This is a genomic window from Streptomyces sp. NPDC127092 (genome assembly GCF_042722475.1).
GTDB lineage: Bacteria > Actinomycetota > Actinomycetes > Streptomycetales > Streptomycetaceae > Streptomyces.
This window is the reverse complement of sequence record NZ_JBHXFE010000034.1, coordinates 1-19,028: the sequence shown is the minus strand read 5'-3', so window position 1 is coordinate 19,028 and position 19,028 is coordinate 1. Positions and strand designations below refer to the sequence as shown.

At 71.8% G+C, this 19,028-nt stretch carries 18 protein-coding genes; 9 read left to right on the top strand and 9 right to left on the bottom strand.

Annotated features, from left to right (window positions below):
• Positions 1-8 precede the first annotated feature (8 nt).
• A complete protein-coding gene (cas7u, locus tag ACFWJO_RS25790; protein ID WP_386868749.1) occupies positions 9-1,016 on the top strand; it encodes a type I-U CRISPR-associated RAMP protein Csb1/Cas7u in 1,008 nt (335 codons plus the stop codon).
• The gene (gene csb2, locus ACFWJO_RS25785; protein ID WP_386868747.1) at positions 1,013-2,509 is read left to right on the top strand and encodes a type I-U CRISPR-associated protein Csb2; all 1,497 of its coding nucleotides are present in this window, start codon (positions 1,013-1,015) and stop codon (positions 2,507-2,509) included. The genes cas7u and csb2 overlap by 4 nt, the downstream gene beginning before the upstream one ends.
• A gap of 2,227 nt (positions 2,510-4,736) precedes the next feature.
• Here the strand turns inward: csb2 and ACFWJO_RS25780 are convergent.
• Positions 4,737-4,871 (bottom strand): hypothetical protein, encoded by a 135-nt coding sequence (locus ACFWJO_RS25780; RefSeq protein ID WP_386868745.1) that lies wholly within the window; start codon positions 4,869-4,871, stop codon positions 4,737-4,739.
• An 848-nt stretch (positions 4,872-5,719) separates the two neighbouring features.
• On the opposite strand from ACFWJO_RS25780, the gene ACFWJO_RS25775 reads away from it, so the two are divergent.
• Positions 5,720-6,811, top strand: coding sequence for a PP2C family protein-serine/threonine phosphatase (locus ACFWJO_RS25775; protein ID WP_386868743.1), 1,092 nt, complete (start codon positions 5,720-5,722; stop codon positions 6,809-6,811).
• Between the two features lie 19 nt (positions 6,812-6,830).
• On the opposite strand, the gene ACFWJO_RS25770 is transcribed toward ACFWJO_RS25775, so the two are convergent.
• Both ACFWJO_RS25770 and ACFWJO_RS25765 read right to left on the bottom strand, forming a co-directional pair.
• Complete coding sequence (locus tag ACFWJO_RS25770; protein WP_386868741.1) at positions 6,831-9,221, bottom strand: SpoIIE family protein phosphatase; 2,391 nt, start codon at positions 9,219-9,221, stop codon at positions 6,831-6,833.
• A gap of 199 nt (positions 9,222-9,420) precedes the next feature.
• Positions 9,421-10,278, bottom strand: coding sequence for an RNA polymerase sigma factor SigF (locus tag ACFWJO_RS25765; protein WP_386868740.1), 858 nt, complete (start codon positions 10,276-10,278; stop codon positions 9,421-9,423).
• Between the two features lie 166 nt (positions 10,279-10,444).
• On the opposite strand from ACFWJO_RS25765, the gene ACFWJO_RS25760 reads away from it, so the two are divergent.
• On the top strand, positions 10,445-10,867 hold the full coding sequence (locus ACFWJO_RS25760) for an ATP-binding protein (RefSeq protein WP_386868738.1): 423 nt from the start codon (positions 10,445-10,447) through the stop codon (positions 10,865-10,867).
• A gap of 70 nt (positions 10,868-10,937) precedes the next feature.
• Here ACFWJO_RS25760 and ACFWJO_RS25755 read toward each other — a convergent pair whose 3' ends face one another.
• Entirely contained in the window at positions 10,938-11,363 is a 426-nt protein-coding gene (locus ACFWJO_RS25755; RefSeq protein ID WP_386868736.1) for an SsgA family sporulation/cell division regulator, read from the bottom strand.
• 288 nt (positions 11,364-11,651) lie between these two features.
• Between ACFWJO_RS25755 and ACFWJO_RS25750 the strand changes: the two genes are divergently transcribed.
• Positions 11,652-11,906 carry a WhiB family transcriptional regulator gene (locus ACFWJO_RS25750; protein ID WP_386868734.1) on the top strand — a complete coding sequence of 85 codons (255 nt, stop codon included), beginning with the start codon at positions 11,652-11,654 and terminating at the stop codon, positions 11,904-11,906.
• A gap of 76 nt (positions 11,907-11,982) precedes the next feature.
• On the opposite strand, the gene ACFWJO_RS25745 is transcribed toward ACFWJO_RS25750, so the two are convergent.
• The gene (locus ACFWJO_RS25745; protein ID WP_386868732.1) at positions 11,983-12,468 is read right to left on the bottom strand and encodes an ATP-binding protein; all 486 of its coding nucleotides are present in this window, start codon (positions 12,466-12,468) and stop codon (positions 11,983-11,985) included.
• A 569-nt stretch (positions 12,469-13,037) separates the two neighbouring features.
• On the opposite strand from ACFWJO_RS25745, the gene ACFWJO_RS25740 reads away from it, so the two are divergent.
• Positions 13,038-13,565 (top strand): MarR family transcriptional regulator, encoded by a 528-nt coding sequence (locus tag ACFWJO_RS25740; protein ID WP_386868730.1) that lies wholly within the window; start codon positions 13,038-13,040, stop codon positions 13,563-13,565.
• A 105-nt stretch (positions 13,566-13,670) separates the two neighbouring features.
• Here ACFWJO_RS25740 and ACFWJO_RS25735 read toward each other — a convergent pair whose 3' ends face one another.
• Positions 13,671-14,039 (bottom strand): STAS domain-containing protein, encoded by a 369-nt coding sequence (locus ACFWJO_RS25735; RefSeq protein WP_386868729.1) that lies wholly within the window; start codon positions 14,037-14,039, stop codon positions 13,671-13,673.
• A gap of 296 nt (positions 14,040-14,335) precedes the next feature.
• On the opposite strand from ACFWJO_RS25735, the gene ACFWJO_RS25730 reads away from it, so the two are divergent.
• Positions 14,336-14,563, top strand: a complete 228-nt coding sequence (locus ACFWJO_RS25730) for a DUF5133 domain-containing protein (protein WP_384421617.1) — start codon at positions 14,336-14,338, stop codon at positions 14,561-14,563.
• Between the two features lie 80 nt (positions 14,564-14,643).
• On the opposite strand, the gene ACFWJO_RS25725 is transcribed toward ACFWJO_RS25730, so the two are convergent.
• Positions 14,644-14,805: a hydrophobic protein gene (locus tag ACFWJO_RS25725; RefSeq protein ID WP_386868727.1), complete on the bottom strand. Its 162-nt coding sequence runs from the start codon at positions 14,803-14,805 to the stop codon at positions 14,644-14,646.
• 101 nt (positions 14,806-14,906) lie between these two features.
• Entirely contained in the window at positions 14,907-15,278 is a 372-nt protein-coding gene (locus ACFWJO_RS25720; RefSeq protein WP_386868725.1) for a hypothetical protein, read from the bottom strand.
• Positions 15,279-15,441: 163 nt separating this feature from the next.
• Here ACFWJO_RS25720 and ACFWJO_RS25715 point away from each other — a divergent pair, with 163 nt between their 5' ends.
• On the top strand, positions 15,442-17,172 hold the full coding sequence (locus ACFWJO_RS25715; protein WP_386868723.1) for a thiamine pyrophosphate-dependent enzyme: 1,731 nt from the start codon (positions 15,442-15,444) through the stop codon (positions 17,170-17,172).
• A gap of 95 nt (positions 17,173-17,267) precedes the next feature.
• Positions 17,268-17,441 (top strand): CsbD family protein, encoded by a 174-nt coding sequence (locus tag ACFWJO_RS25710; RefSeq protein WP_384421624.1) that lies wholly within the window; start codon positions 17,268-17,270, stop codon positions 17,439-17,441.
• 145 nt (positions 17,442-17,586) lie between these two features.
• Here ACFWJO_RS25710 and ACFWJO_RS25705 read toward each other — a convergent pair whose 3' ends face one another.
• Positions 17,587-18,162 (bottom strand): DUF6328 family protein, encoded by a 576-nt coding sequence (locus ACFWJO_RS25705; protein WP_386868721.1) that lies wholly within the window; start codon positions 18,160-18,162, stop codon positions 17,587-17,589.
• Between the last annotated feature and the right edge of the window lie 866 nt (positions 18,163-19,028).

Sequence of the window (19,028 nt, the reverse complement as noted above, 5' to 3'; positions counted from 1 at the left end):
GACGCTCCGTGATCACCACCGATCTCCACCGCATCCGCTTCGAGGTCCCCCTGCGCCCGGCCTTCGGGTCGACCTTCCAGCCCACCGGCTTCCCCGACATCGGTGCCGGCACCTTCGACACCTTCACCGACGACGGAACCACGACTCCATCCCTCCTGGTGGAGTCCGTGCAGTCCATGGCCAACCGCCTGGAGGCCACCGCCTGGGACTACGGCGCCCAGCAGCCCGTCGACCTCATCGCCGATCTGCCCTACATCCGGGTCCACCGTGCCAGCGCGCCCGAAGAATTCCTGACCTCCAGCCGCCTCGAGGCTCACCGGATCGCCTCCGCCTTCGTCCGTGAAGCCACCCTCGACGGCACCAAAATGCTCGACCTCATCGCCAGCCAGTTGGGGCTGGAAAACGACAAGCCGCTCAACTTCCCGGCCATGGCCGACGCGCTCATGAGCCTCGACCCCTTCGTGCTCCTGCACGGCGCCTTCTTCAACAACAAGGCGTGGTGGGGCCAGCCGCGATTCACCCGTGCCGTCTCCGCCGTCATCGAAGCCCACGATGTACGCCGTGCCGTCAGCGGCGGACGCAAGAGTGACAGCGTCCGGCACGCTCTCGGCGACCAGAGCGAAGGGGCCGGCGGCACCAGCGAAGGCTACGGATCGGTCCCCTTCCACCGCGTGGAATGGACCGCACGCGAAATCCGTGCGATGTTCGCCATCGACACCGCCCTGCTGCGCTCCTACGGACTCGGCGAACTCCGCACCGAACTCCTCATCACGCTGGCTCTGTGGGAGATCCGCAGCTTCCTCGACGGCGGCCTGCGGCTGCGCACCGCCTGCGACCTCGAACCCGTCGCCAAGCCCACCGGCAACGCCGGAGACCTCCCCGAACGCGACGAACTCACCGCCCGGATCGCCGAACTCCTCCCGCAGGTCACCGCCAGCCTTCCCACCCACGGCGCCCTCACCGTGCTGTGGAACGGCGCAAAGCCCAAGAAGAAGACCGCAGGCGGCGCCCAGTGATCACCCTTGCCCTGCGCTTTCCCTGGAAGCGGTACCACGCCACCCCCTGGGGACACTTCGTCAACGAAGGTGCCGTCGAACTGCCCCCCTCACCCTGGCGCATCCTGCGCGCCCTCTACTCCACCTGGAAAGAACGCTGCCCCGACCTGGACGCCGACCAAGTCCACCAGGTCCTCGCCTGCCTGTCCTCCCCGCCCACCTACCGCATCCCGCCACACCACCTCAGCCACAGCCGCCACTACTTCCCCGACAGCACGCATCGCTCCGGCAGCAGCGCAGGCACCGACCTCGCCCTGGACGCCTTCGCCGTCCTTGGCGGTGACGCAACCATCTACGTGCAATGGCCCGGCGGCCTCGCCACCGACCAGGCCAAAACCCTGGCCCAGCTCGCCGAATCCCTGCCCTACCTCGGCCGCGCGGACAGCATCGTCGAAGCCCGCCTGCTAACCAGTGCCGACGACACCCCCACCGACACCCACACCCCAGCCGTCCAGCTCCACGACGATGACCTCGCCCCCAGCGGGTGGACGAACCTCGAACTCCTGGCACCCACCATCCCCTTGGACCTCGACGGGCTCACCATGCGCCCCACCGACGTCCGAGCCCGCTCACTGCTCTACCCTCCCGGCAGCCGACTCCTGTCCTACGCGACACCCCTCACGCACTCCCACGCACAGCCACCAGCGCACCGGCCCAGGACCAAATTCAAGACGGAGAAGATCACTGCGGTCCGGCTCACCATCAACGGCCCCGCACTTCCCCCGCTCACCCAGACCCTGCCGCTCACCGACACACTCCGATCCCGCTGCATCAAGCCCCTGACCCCAGGCAACGGCAGGCAGGCCCCGCGGCACAGCAATCTCGCCGGCAAGGCCGCCGACGGCACGCCTCTAACCGGCCACCACCACGCCCACTTCTTGCCCTGGGACGCCAACCACGACCGCCGCATCGACGAAATCATCATCTGGACCCCGGGAGGACTCGACACCGAGGAACTCGACGCCATCCACCAAGCCACCACCGGAACTATCGGCGTCCCGGAAGGCGTCCCGGGCCCACGCCGCCTCCACCTCCGCGTCACTGCCTACGGAGCAGCAGCCGACGTCCTCCCTGCCGAATGGACCAAACCTGCAACTCGCTACACCAGTCTCACCCCATTCGTCCCAACGCGGCATCCGAAGAAACGCCAGACACTCACCGAGTTCTTCACCGCCGAAGCGGCCCGCGAACTCGCCCATCGCCAATATCCCGCTCCGGCCCAGAGCAAGCTGCTCCAAGGCGACTGGCCGCTCTATACCCAGCACCGCTGGACAAAACGCGAGACCCGCAACGACAACCGACCCAGCCGAGGACTCCACCTCACCTTCAACGAACCCATCAGCGGACCAATCGCCCTCGGCCGCCACAGTCACTTCGGCTTGGGACTCCTCCTCCCCACCCTCACTTCGGAACCACAAGCACATCAGCGACACGCAGAACGCACCCAAGCGTAATGTCCGAAAGAGCCGCACCTGCCCATGCCGGAAAGCAACAGGACCTCCAGGCCATACGCAGACCTGCAGCTCACGTGGCCTATCTGCGGCCTGCCCGGCCGCGGCCCCATCGCAGCAGGAGACGCGTGTCCCAGTACAGCGACGGGTTGTCGGCTATCTTCGGTCTGCCCGGCCGCGGCCCTATCGCAGCATCCACCCCGAGGTCCCCACGACCTCCGAGACGAGCGATGCGTGGCCTGTCCGGCCGTGGCCCCATCGCAGGATCGACAACGAAGGGCGGCGGGGCGGCATCGTCGGTCTGTCCCCGGTCTGTCCGGCCGCGGCCCCATCGCAGGTTCTTCGGGTCGCGGCCGTCGGTCGTACCCTGCGCCTCTATCCGCGGTCTACCCGGCCGCCGCCCCATCGCAGGCCGATCTGCACGCCCGGGGACGCATTGCCGACGCGAACCTGTCCGTGGCCTGTCCGGCCGCGGCCCCATCGCAGAGACGTGAACAACGGCTCGGGCGGGTACACGGTCACGCCATTTCTGGCCTGAACGGCCGCGGCCCCTTCGCAGGAGCTCCCGGCTGCCGTTGGCTCCGGTGCGGTGGTGCACTATCAGCGGCCCGTCGGGCTGCGGCCCCATCGCGGCTAGTCCCGGTTGTCCCTAGTGGCCCAACCATGCTGCTACCCGCGGCCCGTTCGGCTGCGGCCCCGTCGCGGAAACTGCACGCCGGCCGACCCGTGGAAGGTCGGCATCCTGTCCGCGACCTGCCCAGCCTCGGCACCATCGCAGCGGCGTCGGTAAAACGTGGATTGCCGGGCGCCTGGTCTGTCCGTGGCCTGTCTTGCCACGGCTTCATCGCGGTGTGCCCGTGCCTATTTTCTCGGTGGTGCCAACCAGATCTGTCCGTTACCTGCCTGGTTGCGGCCCCATCGCAGCGGGACGACGTACCCCGACAGCCCGCAGCACTGGCTCCTATCCGCGGCCCGTCGGGCTGCGGCCCCATCGCAGGAGCGGTGGCACCACCCCGGACATCACCATCGCCACCACTATCCGAGGCTCCCGTCCGCGGCCGCATCGCAAGGAGAACGAGTACCTGGGGCTGCCGATCCGCACGACCCTATTCCGTGGCCTGCCCGGCCGCGACCCCACCGCAGATGGCTCCTCCGGGGCTGGATCCACGCTCCCTACACCACTATCCGCGGCTTGTCGGGGCGTGGCCCCATCGCAGGGTGTTGTCCACGCAGTCGTCCATGATGACCAGGTCACTTATCCGCGGCCTATCCGGCTGCGCCCCCATCACAGGTGCGCGACGATGTTCGCAATCACCGGGCCCGCGTCCTATCCACGGCCTGTCCGGCTGCGGCCCCATCGCAGGACCCGGTCGTTGGCGATCGGCTCCTTCTTCAGCCCGCTATCCGCGGCCTTCCCGGCCGCGGCCCCATCGCAGCAGCAGGTCGCCGGTGCCGGTGTTGACGGCGTAGGTGCTATCCGCGGCTTATCCGGCCGCGGCCCCATCCCAGGTTCCTCCACTACGACGGCGGCGCCCCGATCAACCGTCTGTCCGTGGCCTGCCTGGCCGCGACCCCATCGCAGAGTCACCCCGGATGGCCAGGAAAAGGCGCTGGACAAGGCTGTCCGCGGGCTGCCACGCTGTCGGCGGCTCCATCCCAGCCACGGCCTCGCGAGTCCGATCGTCGGTAAGCTCGCACCTGTCCGCGGCCCCATCGCAGGATGCGGCGCTGGCCCCTGATGATGCCCAGCTTGCCCCTGTCCGCGGCCTCCCTGGTCGCGGCCCCATCGCAGGACGTCACCCGGGACGCACACCATGAGCCCTTAGGCGCTGTCCGCGGCCTACCCGGCCCCGGCACCATCGCAGGATGGTCGCGGTGCTGCAGAATCTTGCTCAGGCACACTTGTCCGCGGCTCGTCCAGCCGCGGCCCCATCGCAGGATCGGTACCCGGAGAAGGTGGTGTTCTGTCCGCAGCCTGCTCGGTCGCGACCCCATCGCAAGATCATGGGGCTTCGACGAGAGGGCCCACGTCGTCGCCTTGCCCGTGGCCTGCCTGGCTGCGGCCCCATCGCAGGGACCTGGACGAGGTCCGCACGGGCGCTATCGCTTGGCCCGTCCATGGCCTGCCCGACTGCGGCCCCATTGCAGAGCGTCGTAGATCACGCGCCACTTGCCACCATCATGACGATCTCCAGCGCGAGATACTCGTCAGCGGCAGTCAGCGCCTTCTTCACTTAGCGACGGGCGGGATGACCACCTTCTGACGGACGTACTCCAGCTCCTGGAACCCCTTCACGGGATCGCCCGCCATAGCCCAGCCATAGGCATACAGCAAGATCGCCTTCAGAGTGCGGAAGGTGTTCACCTGGTTTCCGCGGCCCACCCCATCGGCCTCCTACACGTCCAGGAAAGGCTCGACCACGATCGGCATGACGGAGTTCAGCTTTCTTGATCCGACACGGGGGATGATGTGCACGTTGATGGAGCTGTCGACGGCCAGCCGTGAAGTACATCATCCTGCGTTGTCGGGGCCGCCGTTGCTTCGCGTATTCCGCGACCGTCTGCTGACCGAATTCCCGGCGGGCCTCGGTGACGGACGGCGCGGTCTTCTTTTTCTCCGCGTAGATCTGCGTAAAGCGCTCGATCGCGTCGTCCTGCGAATCGTGGCCGGCCTCTTCACGCTGCTTGCCGAGAGCGTCCCGGAACCGAATCGTGTATGGGTGCGGGCAACGGGTCGGCCTAGAACAACCGCGCGACCCCATCCCACGAGCGAGCCGAGCCACGTATCAAGCCTCCCAAGCAAGGCGCTAGGCGGCGCAGGAGGCCCATGCTGCGGTTCAGGTCAGCAAGCCGGACACCGGCCGGCCTCATGCTGACCGTTTGCTGACCTGCAGGCGGCAATCAGGGCTCTGAGCTGCGGAAACATCCAGACGCTAGATCTTGGACTTGAACATGGTGCGCAGCGCTATGGACTCCTGGATGACGGCTCCCTGCCTGCTTTCTGCAGGTCAAAGGCGGTCTTCACTCTACAACCGGCATGCGCCCGACTCGAAGACTGTGAGGAACATCGCTCCGCTCGGTCACGCCGGCCTGACCGCCGCCCGATCCGGCGGGGCGTGGCGGCGTCCAGGTGGCGGTGTCCGGGCCTTTCGTCACGGGTGCGGTCCGGTCGTCGCGTCGCTGGGTGGGCTCCTCGCGGATACTCTGGGATTCATGATCGAGTCCGGACGGCCGGGGCTCCGTCGAAGCTTCGGCTACGGCAGGCTCGTGCGGCTGTCGCCGGTGATCCTGACCGTCGTGATCGCCGCCCTGGCGTACGCCACGCCGCCGGAGATGGCCTTCAGCCGTCTCCTGCCCGCGGCGCCGGCGCTGGCCGCCGCCATGTGGCCGGTCCTTCCGACCGTCCTCCTCGGGACCGTCTGCCTCCTCCTGATGATCGGCCTCAGCCTCGTCTTCCCGGATCTCGGGACGTGGTGGACGGGCGGCGGGATCGTCGCGGTCACCGTGGCCGCCGCGTACGGAAGTCATGTCCGGCTGCAACGGGAACGCACGCTCTTTCAGGTGCGGCTCGTCGCCGACGCGGCCCAGCAGGTGGTGCTGCGGCCCCTGCCGCACCGTTTCCGCAACGTCGAGATCGAGTCGCTGTACCTCGCGGCCGCGGCGGAGGCCCGCATCGGCGGGGACTTCTACGAGGTGGTCGACACTCCGTACGGGGTACGGCTGCTCATCGGCGACGTACGGGGCAAGGGCCTGCCGGCGGTGGGGGCCGCCGCGGCGATCGTCAACGCCTTCCGGGAGGCGGCACATGGCGAGGCGTCCATGGCGGACGTCGCCCGCAGGCTCGACGCCAGCTGTGCCCGGCACAACGCCGCCCATCCGCCCGAGGCACCGATGGAACGCTTCGCCACCGCGCTGCTCGTCGAGGTCCCGCACCGGGGCAGCCGCATCACCATCGTCAACTGCGGTCACCCCCCGCCCTTGGTCCACAGCGCGTACGGCGTGCGCACCCTCGAGCCGTCCGCCCCGTCGCCCCTGCTCAGCCTCGCGGAACTGATCGGCGACCAGTACCGCGGGGACACCTTCGACTTCGCTCCCGGTGAACTCCTGCTCCTCTACACGGACGGGATCGCCGAGACCCGCGCCCGGGACGGCGAGTTCTTCCCGTTGACAGCGTGGATGCGTCGACAGCCCCCCACACCTCCGCGTGATCTGCTCACGGCCCTGCACCACGAGCTCCTCCGCCACAGCAGAGGCAGCCTCGACGACGACATCGCCGCCCTGGCCGTACGCCTGCACGCGCCGTGACCTCCAGGGCGGGCGGGCGTCACGGTGCGGGCAAGGACTGTTCCGCCCAGATCGTCTTGCCCGCCGGCATGTAGCGCGTACCCCAGTGGTCGGTGAGCTGGGCGACCATGAAGAGTCCGCGTCCGCCCTCCTCGTCGTTGCCGGCGTAACGGGCGTGCGGTGAGGTGTGCTGCGAGTCGGAGACCTCACAGATGAGACTGCGGTCCCGGATCAGGCGCAGACCGACCGGGCCGGAGGCGTGGCGGATCGCGTTGGTGACCAGCTCGCTGACCACCAGTTCCGTGGTGAAGGCCAGATCGTCCAGTCCCCACCGCCCGAGCTGTTCCGCGGCCATCGCGCGTGCGCGCGCGACGAGCGCGGGGTCCGGGGGCAGCTCCCAGGCCGCCACCTGGCGTGCGTCCAGCGCACGGGTGCGTACGACGAGCAGCGCCGCGTCGTCCCGCACACGGTCCGGCACCAGCTGGGCGACGATCTGGGAGCACAACAGGTCCGCCGGCGATCCTCGTCGCTCCGCGAGCACAGCCGCCAGACGGTCTGATCCCTCGGCGATGCCTTGGCCCCGGGCCTCCACGAGGCCGTCGGTGAACAGCACGAGCAGGCTTCCGGCGGCGAGCTCCACCTCCGCGCTCTCGTACGGAAGCCGTCCCACGCCCAGCGGAGGCCCGGGCGGCAGGCGGAGGAAGCCGACGGCGCCGTGCGGCTGCGCCACGGCCGGCGCCGGGTGTCCCGCCGCCGCCCAGGTGCTCGTACGGGAGGCCGGATCGTAGATTCCGTACAGGCACGTCGCTCCGACGGCGCCGCTTTCGTCCGGTCCCCGCACGTCGGTCGCGTCCCTGCCGACCTGGTCGTTCAGCCGGGCCAGGAGTTCGTCGGGCGCGAGGTCCAGCTCCGCCAGGGTGCGCACCATGGCGCGCAGGCGCCCCATGGTGGCAGCGGCCCCAAGCCCGTGGCCGACGACGTCCCCCACGACGAGTCCGACACGCGCGCCGGACAGCGGAATGACGTCGTACCAGTCGCCGCCGGCGCCGAGGTGGCTGTCGGCGGGCAGGTAGCGGCTCGCCGCCTCGACGGCGCTCAGCTCGGGCAGCGACCGGGGCAGCAGACTGCGCTGGAGCGTGAACGCGGCGGTGTGCTCCCGGCGGTACCGCCGGGCGTTGTCCATGCACACGGCGGTCCGCGACGCCAGCTCCTTCGCCACCGCCCGGTCGCCGTCGTCGAAGGGTTCCGATTCGCCGCCCCGCACGAAGGTGACGAGGCCCCAGGGCGTCCCTCTCACGATCAGCGGGACGTACAGCCGTGTCGGCGCGATCTCGGCGTCCGCGGTCGCTCGGCGCCCGGCCAGACTCTCGGCCTGCGGCGTTCCGGCGGCGTACGAGACCCGCTCGCCCACCCGGGAGGGTTCCGCGTCGGAATCGGCCACGCGTACCAGGTCCCACGCCGTGGCGGGCCTCGGTTCCTCTCCCGCGAGCACCTCCGCCGCCACGTCGACCAGGACGGTGTCCGCGTACCGCGGCACGGCGGTCCCGGCGAGCTCCGCCGCCGTTCCGAACGGGTCGAGCGACGTACCGATCCGGGCACCGGCCTCCGCGAGGAGGGCGAGGCGCTGCTGCGCGCGGTAGTGGTCGGTGACGTCGATGGACTGTTCGCACACCCCCACCGGCTCTCCCCTGCCGTCAAGGAGCCGGAAGTAGGACGAGGACCAGACGCGCTCACGGCGCGGGTCGGCCGGGGCCCGGCCTCGGAAGTGCACGTCGATGACCGGTTCACCGGTGTCGAGGATCTGCTGGACGAAGTCCTCGGGCGGGACGAGGTGCTGGGTGGTGAGGACGTCGCCGGGAAAGAGTTCGGTCATGGAGCGGCCCAGGGACGCCGTGAGGTCGCCGCCGAGCTCCCGGACACTGGACGCGTTGGCCCACAGGAGGCGCGCACCGGGGCCGTAGATGGTCAGTGTCACCGGCGACTGGGTCACGAGCCCCTGCAGCATCGCCTGCCGGGTCTCCCACCAGCGGAGCTGCTCCAGCTCGGCCGCCACGAGGACGGCGGAGGGGGACCGGCCGGCGGGGTCCCCGTCGGCGCTGGAGGTCAGGGGGCGCAGGGTCACCGCCACACGTACGGTGTGTCCGCCGCGATGGCGCACGTCGACGACGGCACTGCGCGTCCCGTCGAGCCGCGGCCGCTGGTCCGGCCCCCGCTCCTCCGGTCCGTGGCGATCGGTGTGCGGGGTGACGAGCAGGTCGGCCGCCCGGCGCCCCAGGACCTGCGCGGCGGGATACCCCAGGAGGGCTTCGGCCTCGCGGCTCCACCCGACGAGCACTCCGTCCGCGGCGAGCAGGGCGAAGGCGGCCGGGGGCGGACCGAGCGGCCCGCCTTCGTCCGCCCCGGGGGGAGGAATGAAAGGCAGCCCTTCCATGGACCCATCATCCTTCCGAGCGGGCGCGACCGCAGTGTCCGCACCGTGCCCTACGGCCTTCCGGCCGGTGCCGCCCGGGCCGGCACCGGCCTCCCGGGCCGGCACCGCGGGCTTCGAGCCCGACCGGCGGTCGGGCGCCTTCGGGAGGCGGGACCTGCGACGGGAGGCGGGGCGCCGCGCCCCCGGCGGGCCCGCCCGGTCAGTCGGCGGCGGTGCCCAGCAGGCCCTCGCGCAGGCGCTTCACGGTGCGCGCGAGCAGCCGCGAGACGTGCATCTGCGAGCAGCCCAGCCGTTCACCGATCTGGGCCTGGGTCAGTTCCTCGACGAACCGCAGGTGGATGATCCGGCGGTCGCGCTCGTCGAGGTCGGCGATGAGCGGGGCCAGCGAGTGGAAGTCCTCCACCAGCTCCATGGCGGGGTCCTCGCTGCCGATGAAGTCGGCCAGCGAGGCGTCGCCGTCCTCGTCCTCGCCGCTGAGGGCGGCGTCCAGCGACGAGGAGTTGTAGCCGTTGGAGGCCAGCCGCGCCTCGGTGACCTCCTCCTCGGTGAGGCTCATCAGGTCGGCGAGCTCCTTGACCGTCGGCATCCGGCCGAGGCGGGTGCTGAGTTCCTCGGTCGCCTTGGCCAGCTCCACCCGCGCCTCCTGGAGCCGGCGGGGTACGTGCACCGCCCAGGAGGTGTCCCGGAAGAACCGCTTGATCTCGCCGACGATGTAGGGGACGGCGAAGGTGGTGAACTCGACCTCGCGCGACAGCTCGAACCGGTCGATCGCCTTGATCAGGCCGATCATGCCGACCTGGACGATGTCCTCCATCTCGTCGGCGCGGTGGCGGAACCGCCCGGCGGCGTAGCGGACCAGGCTCATGTTCATCTCGATGAGGGTGTTGCGCGCGTACTGGTACTCGTGCGTCCCCTCCTCCAGCGTCGCGAGCTCCTGGAAGAAGACCTTCGACAGGGCCCTGGCGTCCTTGGGCGCGACCGCCGACGTGTCAGGGATCTGCGGCAGCGTCCCCGCTCCGGACTCGATTCCCGTGGCCGACATCGTGGTGACCGTCACACCGTTCCCCTTTCACGTGTGTTCCTCATCGGACGCGTGGCCCTGAGGCTTCTCGCGTACCCGGACTTCTTGCTTCCACACCCGGCAACTCCTCGGTGTTGCCGGTCGGTTCCTTCCTCACGGTCGAGGGCAGACGAACCCCGAACCGGTCGTCCGAAGGAGAGTCATGACACGGGATCCCTCGATGAGGGCCGTCGGCTGGGCGCGGTCGCTGCCGCTGGGCAGCAGCGTGAAGACGGCCCGGGACTGGACGCGCGAGCACCTCGCGGCGCTCGGCTGGGACCGTACCGCTCCCGGCGTGGCGGACTCCGTCGTGCTGACGGTCTCCGAACTCGTCACCAACGCCCATGTGCACGCCCACAGCGACGCACAGCTGATCCTCACCTGGGACGAGGAGTGCCTGCACGTCACCGTGCACGACGCCTCGCCGCTGGTTCCCGAGCCCCGCAGCCCGGACGAGGGCGCGCTGGGCGGGCGCGGACTGCTCCTGGTCGACGCGCTCGCCGACGACGTGCGGACCCGCCCCTGTCCGCGGGGCAAGGACGTCACGGCCTGTTTCCGCCCGGCCGCCCCCGGCACTCCCGGCTGAGGCGGCCGGTCCACGGACTCCGTGAGCGGACGGGTGTCGTCCCCGTACGGCGGGTCCGGCGCACCGCACTTCAGAGCCTCAGGGACGCGAGCAGCGGTTCCCAGTCGATGTGGTGTTCCTCCGTGCCCTGTGGCACCAGGACGAAGGTGTCGCGCACGAAGCGGCCGAGTGCCTCCTGCTCGCACCTGACGACGGCGCGCTGTCCCGTGGGCCCGAGCCGCAGGAGGAGTCCGCCGTCGGGGTCGGGACGGAGACGGATGTCGCCGTCGCCGGTGGGCCGGAGCGATCCGGTGAGGATCATCTCGCGGTCGACGCGCCACACCACCGGGTCCTCGCCGAGGAGGTGGAAGGCGATGGTCAGGGCGTGGGGGTCGCGGGAGTCGTACCCGACGACGGCGTCGATCCGGATCGTCGTGTCCGGGGCGAGCAGTGCCATGGCCATGGGCCGGGTGAGGACGCGCGGTGCGGGGAGCGGCGCGTCGGGGTGCTGGGGCATGGTGGTCCTCCGGCTGAGGGGCTGTCAGCGAGCGGGTCCGTCTTCGCCTGACCCGTCCCGTCCCTGTTACACCTCGAGCCGTCGTGGCGGATGCGCCGATTCGGTCGCGATTCGGTGAAGGTCGTGAAAGGCCGTCAGGGACCGGGTGGTACGGGGTCCTCCGCCGCGCCGCTCGGGGTGTCGCCTTCGGTTCCGGCGGTTCCGCCCGGGTTTCACGGACGGACGAACGGTCAGGCGAACGGGGAGACCAATCCCCTCGTTCCCTCATGCATGTGCCAGGAGGCTCACATGGACGGCTGGCGTGCGGCCGCGGCCTGTCAGGAGGTCGACCCCGATCTGTTCTTCCCGGTGGGGACCGGCTCTCCCGCCCTCGCGCAGGCGGAGGAGGCCAAGAAGGTCTGCCGGCGCTGCCCGGTGCGCGAGCCGTGCCTGCGTTCGGCCCTGGCGCAGCCGCACCCGCCGTCGGGCGTGTGGGGCGGCCTGACCGAGGCCGAGCGGCATGCGTTGGAACGTCGGGTCCGCCGGGCGGACGACCGCCGGTGACCGGCCGTCGGATCGCGACCTCCGACGTCCCTCGGGGGCCGTGGGGCGCCCGGCGGGCCGGTGAGGTGCCGGTGGGTCAGCGCGACGGCCGGTCGGGCGGCTTCGCCGTGCCGGCGTACTGCGGCAGGAGGAAGAGGCGGGCGCGGACCCGCTTCCCCTCCGGGGCGGGCTCCACCGTGACGCTCTCGCAGACGGCGACGACGATCTCGACGCCGTGCTGACCGACGCGGCGAGGGTCGTGTCCGCGGGGCACGGGGGCGGCCGCCTCCTGGTCGAAGACCGAGATGTCCAGGGCGTCGCGGCCCAGTTCGAGGAGGAGCCGGCAGGGGCCGGCCGTGTGCCGGATCGCGTTGGTGACCAGTTCGCTGACCACCAGCTGCGCGAGCTCGACGCGCTCCTCACGGACCGGTCCGGGCAGCACGGTCGGGGCGGCCGCGAGGAAGTCGGCCGTGAAGGCGCGGGCGGAGGCGATGGCCCCGCGGCGGGAGGCGTCGTCGTAGACCGCGCCCGCGGACAGCAGGGGCTCCGGGACCGCGCGCTCCGCGGTGATCGCGTCCGTCATGGCGCTGGTACTCCCCTCGTCCCGGGTCGGCGGCTGGGCTCCTCGTACCCGCCTTTCCCCTGTTCATGGTTCCCACACCGTCCGCAACGCGGATCACACCCGCCGGCAGCGCGTCCAGGGGACGCCGGTGCGGTCGGTGCGGGCCCCCTGTGCCGTCCCTCGCCCGGCTTCGCGGCCTCGTGGCCGCGCCGGTCGGGACAGCGTACGAGGACGGCGTCCGGCGCGCCACGGGGTGTCCCGTGCGGCGCCTGTGCGACGCCCCGGGACGCCGAATCGGTCGCCGCGGACCGTAACGGGCGGGGAAACAGTCGCCGTGGGCCCGGCATCACGGAAAAGATAGGGTTGCCGGGTCGGAAGACGCGGCCGGCGGGGCCCGCGTCCACGGGCGCGTGCGGCATCCCGGCAGGTGTCCGGACGGGCTCCACGGGGCGCGGGGTCGTGAGTCCGCAGTCGACGGACAGCAGGCCGGCGGAGGTCGCGGCGTGCAGGTGCGCGAGACAGGCAGAGATGACCGGACCGTCGCAAGGCCGCTGTTCCCGGCCCGGGGCGTCCGAGGAGGGTCGGCAGGCATGAACGGCAACCCCGCCCCGCCGCCACGGGAACCGCGGCGGGAACGGCAGCGGACGGCAGAGTCCGCCCGGGAGCTCGTCGAGCTGCTGGAGGTGCTGTGGGAGCGCGGCCGGCACATGGTGTCGTCGAGACCCGTCTCGGCGGGTCAGCTGCGCGTGCTGTACAGCCTGGACCGCGAGGAGGGCATCAGCCTGCGCACGCTGGGCGAGCTGCTCGGCTCCGCACCGCCCTCGGTGAGCCGCATGTGCGACCGGCTGGAGGCGCTGGGGTTCGTGCAGCGGCTGCCCAGCCCCGTGAGCCGGCGCCAGCTGGAACTGCACCTGACCGTGCACGGCAAGGCGTACCTGCGGGACCTCAGGGCGCGGCGCGAGGAGGCCCTGCTCGCGGTCATCGCGGGCATGTCGCCGACGAGCCGCGAGGCGCTGCTACAGGGGCTCACCGGGTTCCACGAGGCCGTGGGAGGGAGCGGAGCGGCCGCCGCCCCGTCACCCGCGCGCGATGCGCTGAGGGACGTCAGTTCGGCCTGACCCCCCGGCATCTGCGTGGGCCGCGGCAGCCGCGTCCCCCTCAGCGCGCGGGCCGGCCGCCCGCTCCCCTGTAATCCGTGCACAGGGGGGCCGCGCCATCGTCCGCTATCTCGCGCCGCCGGCGGCGGCCAGCGCGTCCGCCACGCCGTCGTGCGGCGGGATCGTCGTCGTCACGCCGGTGATCTCCAGGATGCGGCGCACGGGCGGGGTCGGCGCGGCGAGATACAGGTCGCCGCCGGTCTCCCGTGCCTTGATGACGGCTCTGATCAGGACGTTCAGCCCCGAGGAGTCCATGAAGTCGAGGGCGGACAGGTCCAGCACGAGACGGCGCCGCCCCTGGCCGAACTGTTCCGTCAGAAGCTCCTCCAGCCGGCCGGCCGTCTCCATGTCCAGCTCACCGGCCACGATCAGCACCGCCGTGCGGTCGTCGCGGATCTCGACCTCGACATCCAGATTCGGTTCTCGCTCGAGCATGTTCCCTGCTTTCCATGGGCCGGCGTTCGAGGCTGTCGGACGGCTGTACCCGGAGAGCGGTCGTCCGCGCTCGGCGCGCGTCGCACCCGGCTCCGGCCGCCGCAATCGTTGCCGTACGGCAATCATGGCGACACTACCCCTCCGTGATCGACAAGAGGAGGCCGGTGCCGGTCATCCGGCCGGAACCCGTCCTCTCCGGCCGGGGACTGACGGCGTACGGGCGTACGACACCGGCGCCGGGGTACACGGGCGTCGAACTGGGCGGTCCCCCGCCCCGACGACGAGGGGAGCAGTACGTGCTGATGGCCCACCCCGTGGTCCTGCGCGATCTCATCGAGCAGTACACGACGCTCAAGGTGCTCCAGGCCGAGAACGGCGGCGAGGAGGTACGGCGGCGCATGGACGACCTCGCGTACACGCTGTGCGTCGCCACCGGTACGCGTGACGTGGACGCGGCGCTGATCGCGGCCCGCCATCGCCTGCCGGGCGCGCGCCCCGAGGACGACTCGGTGCTGAGCGGCTGAGCACACGGCCGAGCCCGGCACTCTCCGACGGAGGTGCCGGGCTCGGTCACGCCCTGGGAGGGCGGGCGCCGCGGGGCCGCCTACCAGCGGTACCAGCGGCCCGTGCCGCCCTTCGGCCGGGCGACGAAGCCCAGCAGCCACAGGACGAGCACGATGACGGCGACCCACCAGAGCGCCTTGACGGCGAAGCCGGCGCCGAAGAGGAGCAGGACGAGCAGCAGGACGAGAAGCAGGGGGAGCATGCGGATCTACCTCCGTGAGGACGGTGACGAAAGGCAGGGGGACGGCCGGAGGGCGTACACACGCGCACCGGCCTCCCAGGAGGGCGGGAAGCGCCGCCCGCTCAGCCGCGGCGTCCGAAGAGCAGGGCCACCGGGCCGAGGTCGCGCCGCGCGGCCCGGCGCCCGGCCCGGCGCCCCCACCCGTACGCGAGGGCGAGCGTGGCCGCCGTGCCGGCGGCGGCACCGGCCGTCACGGTCCGGTGCGCACGCACGGCGGCCCACAGGTCGCTCCCGGCGCCGCGGGCCACGTACGCGGCCGCGCGGGCCTTCTCGGCGAACGGCGCGGGCAGGACGCGCGGCTCCCGGAGAGGGGTCGGCTCGTCCCCCTCGTCCACGTCGGAGTCGTCCGCCCGCGTGGGGCCGGGCTGGTCCGGGACGACGTAGGGGCCGGTCCAGGGGAACTGATTCCTTCCGGTGTTCTCCGAAGCACTCATGGGCTTCGTCTCGCCGGACTCCCGCGGGCTAAACCCGGGGGATCGGGCCCGCGGGTCTCGCCGCATCGGTTCCGGACACCTGGGCAGGCGACGGGAAGGCGGCTCGTCCGGACCGGTTCACCGTCCGGTGGACCGGTCGGCGTCCACAGTGAAGGGAGACCCCATGACTCGTACCGTCGCACAGGTGATCGTCGACGGGCTCGCGGACCTCGGTGTCAGCCGTGTCTTCGGCGTGGTCGGCGACGCGCTCAACCCGCTCACCGATGCCATCCGGACCACTGAGGGGATCGACTGGACCGGCTTCCGCCACGAGGAGGCGGCCGCCTTCGCCGCCGGAGCGCACGCCCAGCTCTCCCAGGAACTGGCCGTCTGCATGGGCACGGTGGGACCGGGCTCGGTGCACCTGCTGAACGGACTGTACGACGCGGCCAAGAGCGGGGCGCCGGTCCTGGCGGTCTGCGGTCAGGTGCCGCTGTCGGAGATGGGCGGGGACTACTTCCAGGAAGTCGACAACGACCTCTTGTTCCGGGACGTGGCCGTGTACCGGGCCACCGTGACCTCTCCCTCCCAGATGCCCCGGCTGCTGGAGTCCGCGGTGCGGGCGGCCGTGACCGGGCGGGGCGTCGCGGTGCTGACCGTCCCCGGCGACCTCGGCGACCGGGAGGTCGAGGAGGACCGGCCGACGCGGTTCGCGCTGCCGCGCCCGGCCGTCACGCGTCCCGACGACCCGGCGCTCGCCGAGGCGGCCGAGGCGATCGGCCGGGGCTCGCGGGTCACCCTCCTGGTCGGGCGCGGTGCCCGGGAGGCCCGCGAGGAGGTGCTGCGAGCCGCCGACCTGCTGTCGGCGCCGATGGTGCTGACCCTGAAGGGCAAGGAGGGCTTCGAGGACGACAACCCGTACGAGGTCGGTCAGACCGGCCTCATCGGGAATCCGGCCGCCGCCCACGCCATGGACTCCTGTGACACGCTGATCATGCTCGGGACGGACTTCCCCTACCGGGACTGGTATCCGGAGGACTGCCGGGTCGTGCAGATCGACGCCCGTGAGGAGCACCTCGGGCGCCGCGTTCCCGTGGACGTCGGGCTCGCCGGGGACGTGGGCGCGACGCTGCGGGCCCTGCTGCCGCTGCTGGCGCCCGTCCCGTCGCGCTCCCACCTCGACGAGGCCCGCGAGCGGTACGCGGACTGGCGGAAGGGCCAGGCCGGCCTCGCCGATCCCGCCCACGACAGGCGGCTGCTCGGACGGGTGCGGGCCGTGTTCGACAACCGGGAGGCGGACATCCGTCCCGAGGCCCTCGCGGCGGCCGTCGACCGCCACGCCGCCGACGACGCGATCTTCACCTCGGACACCGGGATGGCCACCGTGTGGCTCTCGCGGCTCGTGCGGATGCGCGGCACCCGCCGGCTGATCGGCTCCTACAACCTCGGCTCCATGGCCAACGCCATGCCCCAGGCCATCGGGGCCCAGCTGTGGGCGCCGGACCGGCAGGTCGTGGCCTTCTGCGGCGACGGCGGTCTGGGCATGCTGCTCGGCGACCTGATGACCATCCGCTCCGAACGGCTGCCGGTGAAACTCGTCGTCTTCGACAACCGCCGCCTCGGCATGGTCAAGCTGGAGCAGGAGCAGGCGGGGCTCCCCGAGTTCGGGACGGTACTGGACAACCCCGACTTCGCCGCGGTGGCCGAGGCGCTCGGGCTGACCGGCATCCGCGTCACCGCGCCGGGCGAGCTGGACGAGGCCGTGCGCAAGGCGCTCGCCCTCCCCGGCCCGGTTCTCCTCGACGTGCTGACCAATCCGGCGGAGGTGGCCGTGCCGGGGAAGCCGACGGTGTCGCAGGGGTGGGGCTTCGCCATCGCCAAGATCAAGGAGAACCTCCCCTCCGGTGCGCGCTGAGCGGCGCCGCACCCGATTTCCATGGGTTTGTTCTCTCCGATTCCGGTGAGGCGTCCTGTTGTCAGATGTGTCGCACGGAGAAGGAGCGATCCCTCGTGTCCGGTGAGCAGAAGATGAAGGGCAAGGCCGAGCAGGCCAAGGGCAAGGTCAAGGAGGCGGTCGGCCGGATGACCGACGACGAGCGTCTCGAGGCGGAAGGCCGGGCCGAGCAGGCCAAGGGCGACGCGCGCGGCGCGAAGGAGAAGGCGAAGGACGTCTTCAAGCACTGACCCGACGGACGAGGGCACCTCGTCCGGCACGGAGAGGGGCGGCCCGCCGGCCGGCGGGCCGCCCCTCTGCGGCGTCCCCCGCCGGCGGCGGTACGGGGCTGGTACGCGCGTCGGGCCGCGGGGCCTCCCCCGGGCCGTGCTCCGGTCAGCTTCCGCCGGCGTAGTGGGTGCGGACCCACAGCGGCAGGGCGAACCAGCAGATCAGGTACCAGGCGAGGACACCGGAGACCAGCCAGGGCACGTACGGGTCGTGCGTCGCCACCCGCAGGATGAGGAACAGGGCGGCCGTCAGCGTCGCGAGCAGCAGCAGGATGCCGGCGAAGGTGAGCCGGGAGGCCCAGACGACGGCCTGGGGCTTGACCCGCCGCCCCGCCACGATCCGGTGGAAGGAGACGGGGCCGATCAGCGCACCCGTCGCCAGCGAACCGAGGACGACCGTGACGACGTAGACCGTCCTGTCCGTCCGCTCCAGGGCGTGGAAGGGCGGGGTGAACACCACGGTGAGGAGGAAGCCGAGGAGGATCTGGACGCCGGTCTGGGCGACCCGGATCTCCTGGAGGAGCTCCTGCCAGCGCCGGTCCGCGCGCTCCTCCTCCGTCTCGCCGCGCCCGTCGTGCCCCCCGGTGCCGGCACCGGGGGCCCGGTCCGGCTCTCGCGCCTTCCCGGCGTGCCGCGCCTCCGTCGGCCCGTACTCCGGCCTGCCGCCGTTCCGTTCGTTCATGAAGGTCCTCCTCTGAAGCACGGGGCGGGAGCGGACTCGCGCCACCCCGATCCGGTGGCACGCCCCTGACCGGTTCGCGGGGGCGGCGCGGATGTACGGCGCGCTGGAGCGGGGCGGGCACGACGGAAGCCCCCGTCGAGCTCGGGGGCTTCCGTCCGGCGCGGCACGGTGCGGAGTCAGGCCCGCGCCGTACCGGCCGTTCGCGGGGGCGCGTGGTGCCCGCCACCGTCCGCGACGGGCGTTCCCGCCGTCGCCGGGGGGCCGCCCGCGGTGGTCACCGGCGGCGCGACCGTCGGCCCGCCCGTCCGGCCCCTCCCGCCCCTCCTGCCCGCCCCTCCCGCCCGTCCCGTCGGCGCGGCGCGTCGGGGGTCACGGCGGGAGCAGTACGTGCGACTCTCCCCGCTCCGGCCCGAGGCACTGGGGTCCTCGGACGGGACGGCGGCCTCCGGCGGCCGCGACGGCGGCGTCGCCGGGGAGCGGGTCGGGCGGCGGGGCCGGCTGACCGGTGCGGCGCACGGCTCCCCGCGGACGAGGACTCGGGTCGGGTTCGACATGAGCGCCTCCTGGGCGGGTTCCGTGGACCGACTGGCCGTCACCCTGCTTCCGGTGCCTGTCTGTTCGGCTTGCCGCTCTTCTCGGAGCCAAACCCCTCGGAGAGTCAAACCCCTCGGACACGGGGAGACCGCTCGGCGGTCCGGCCCTCCAGGGCACGTCCGCTCCAGGGCACGTCCGCCCCGGGGTACGAGCTTGGGGGTCCGGCTCGGGGCGGCATGCGAGCGGAACGCACCCCCCCCAGGGGGGGGGCGCCTGATTGTTTCTGCGACCCACAGCCGGAGGGAACCAGGGGTTCTTCTGCGTTAGGGTTG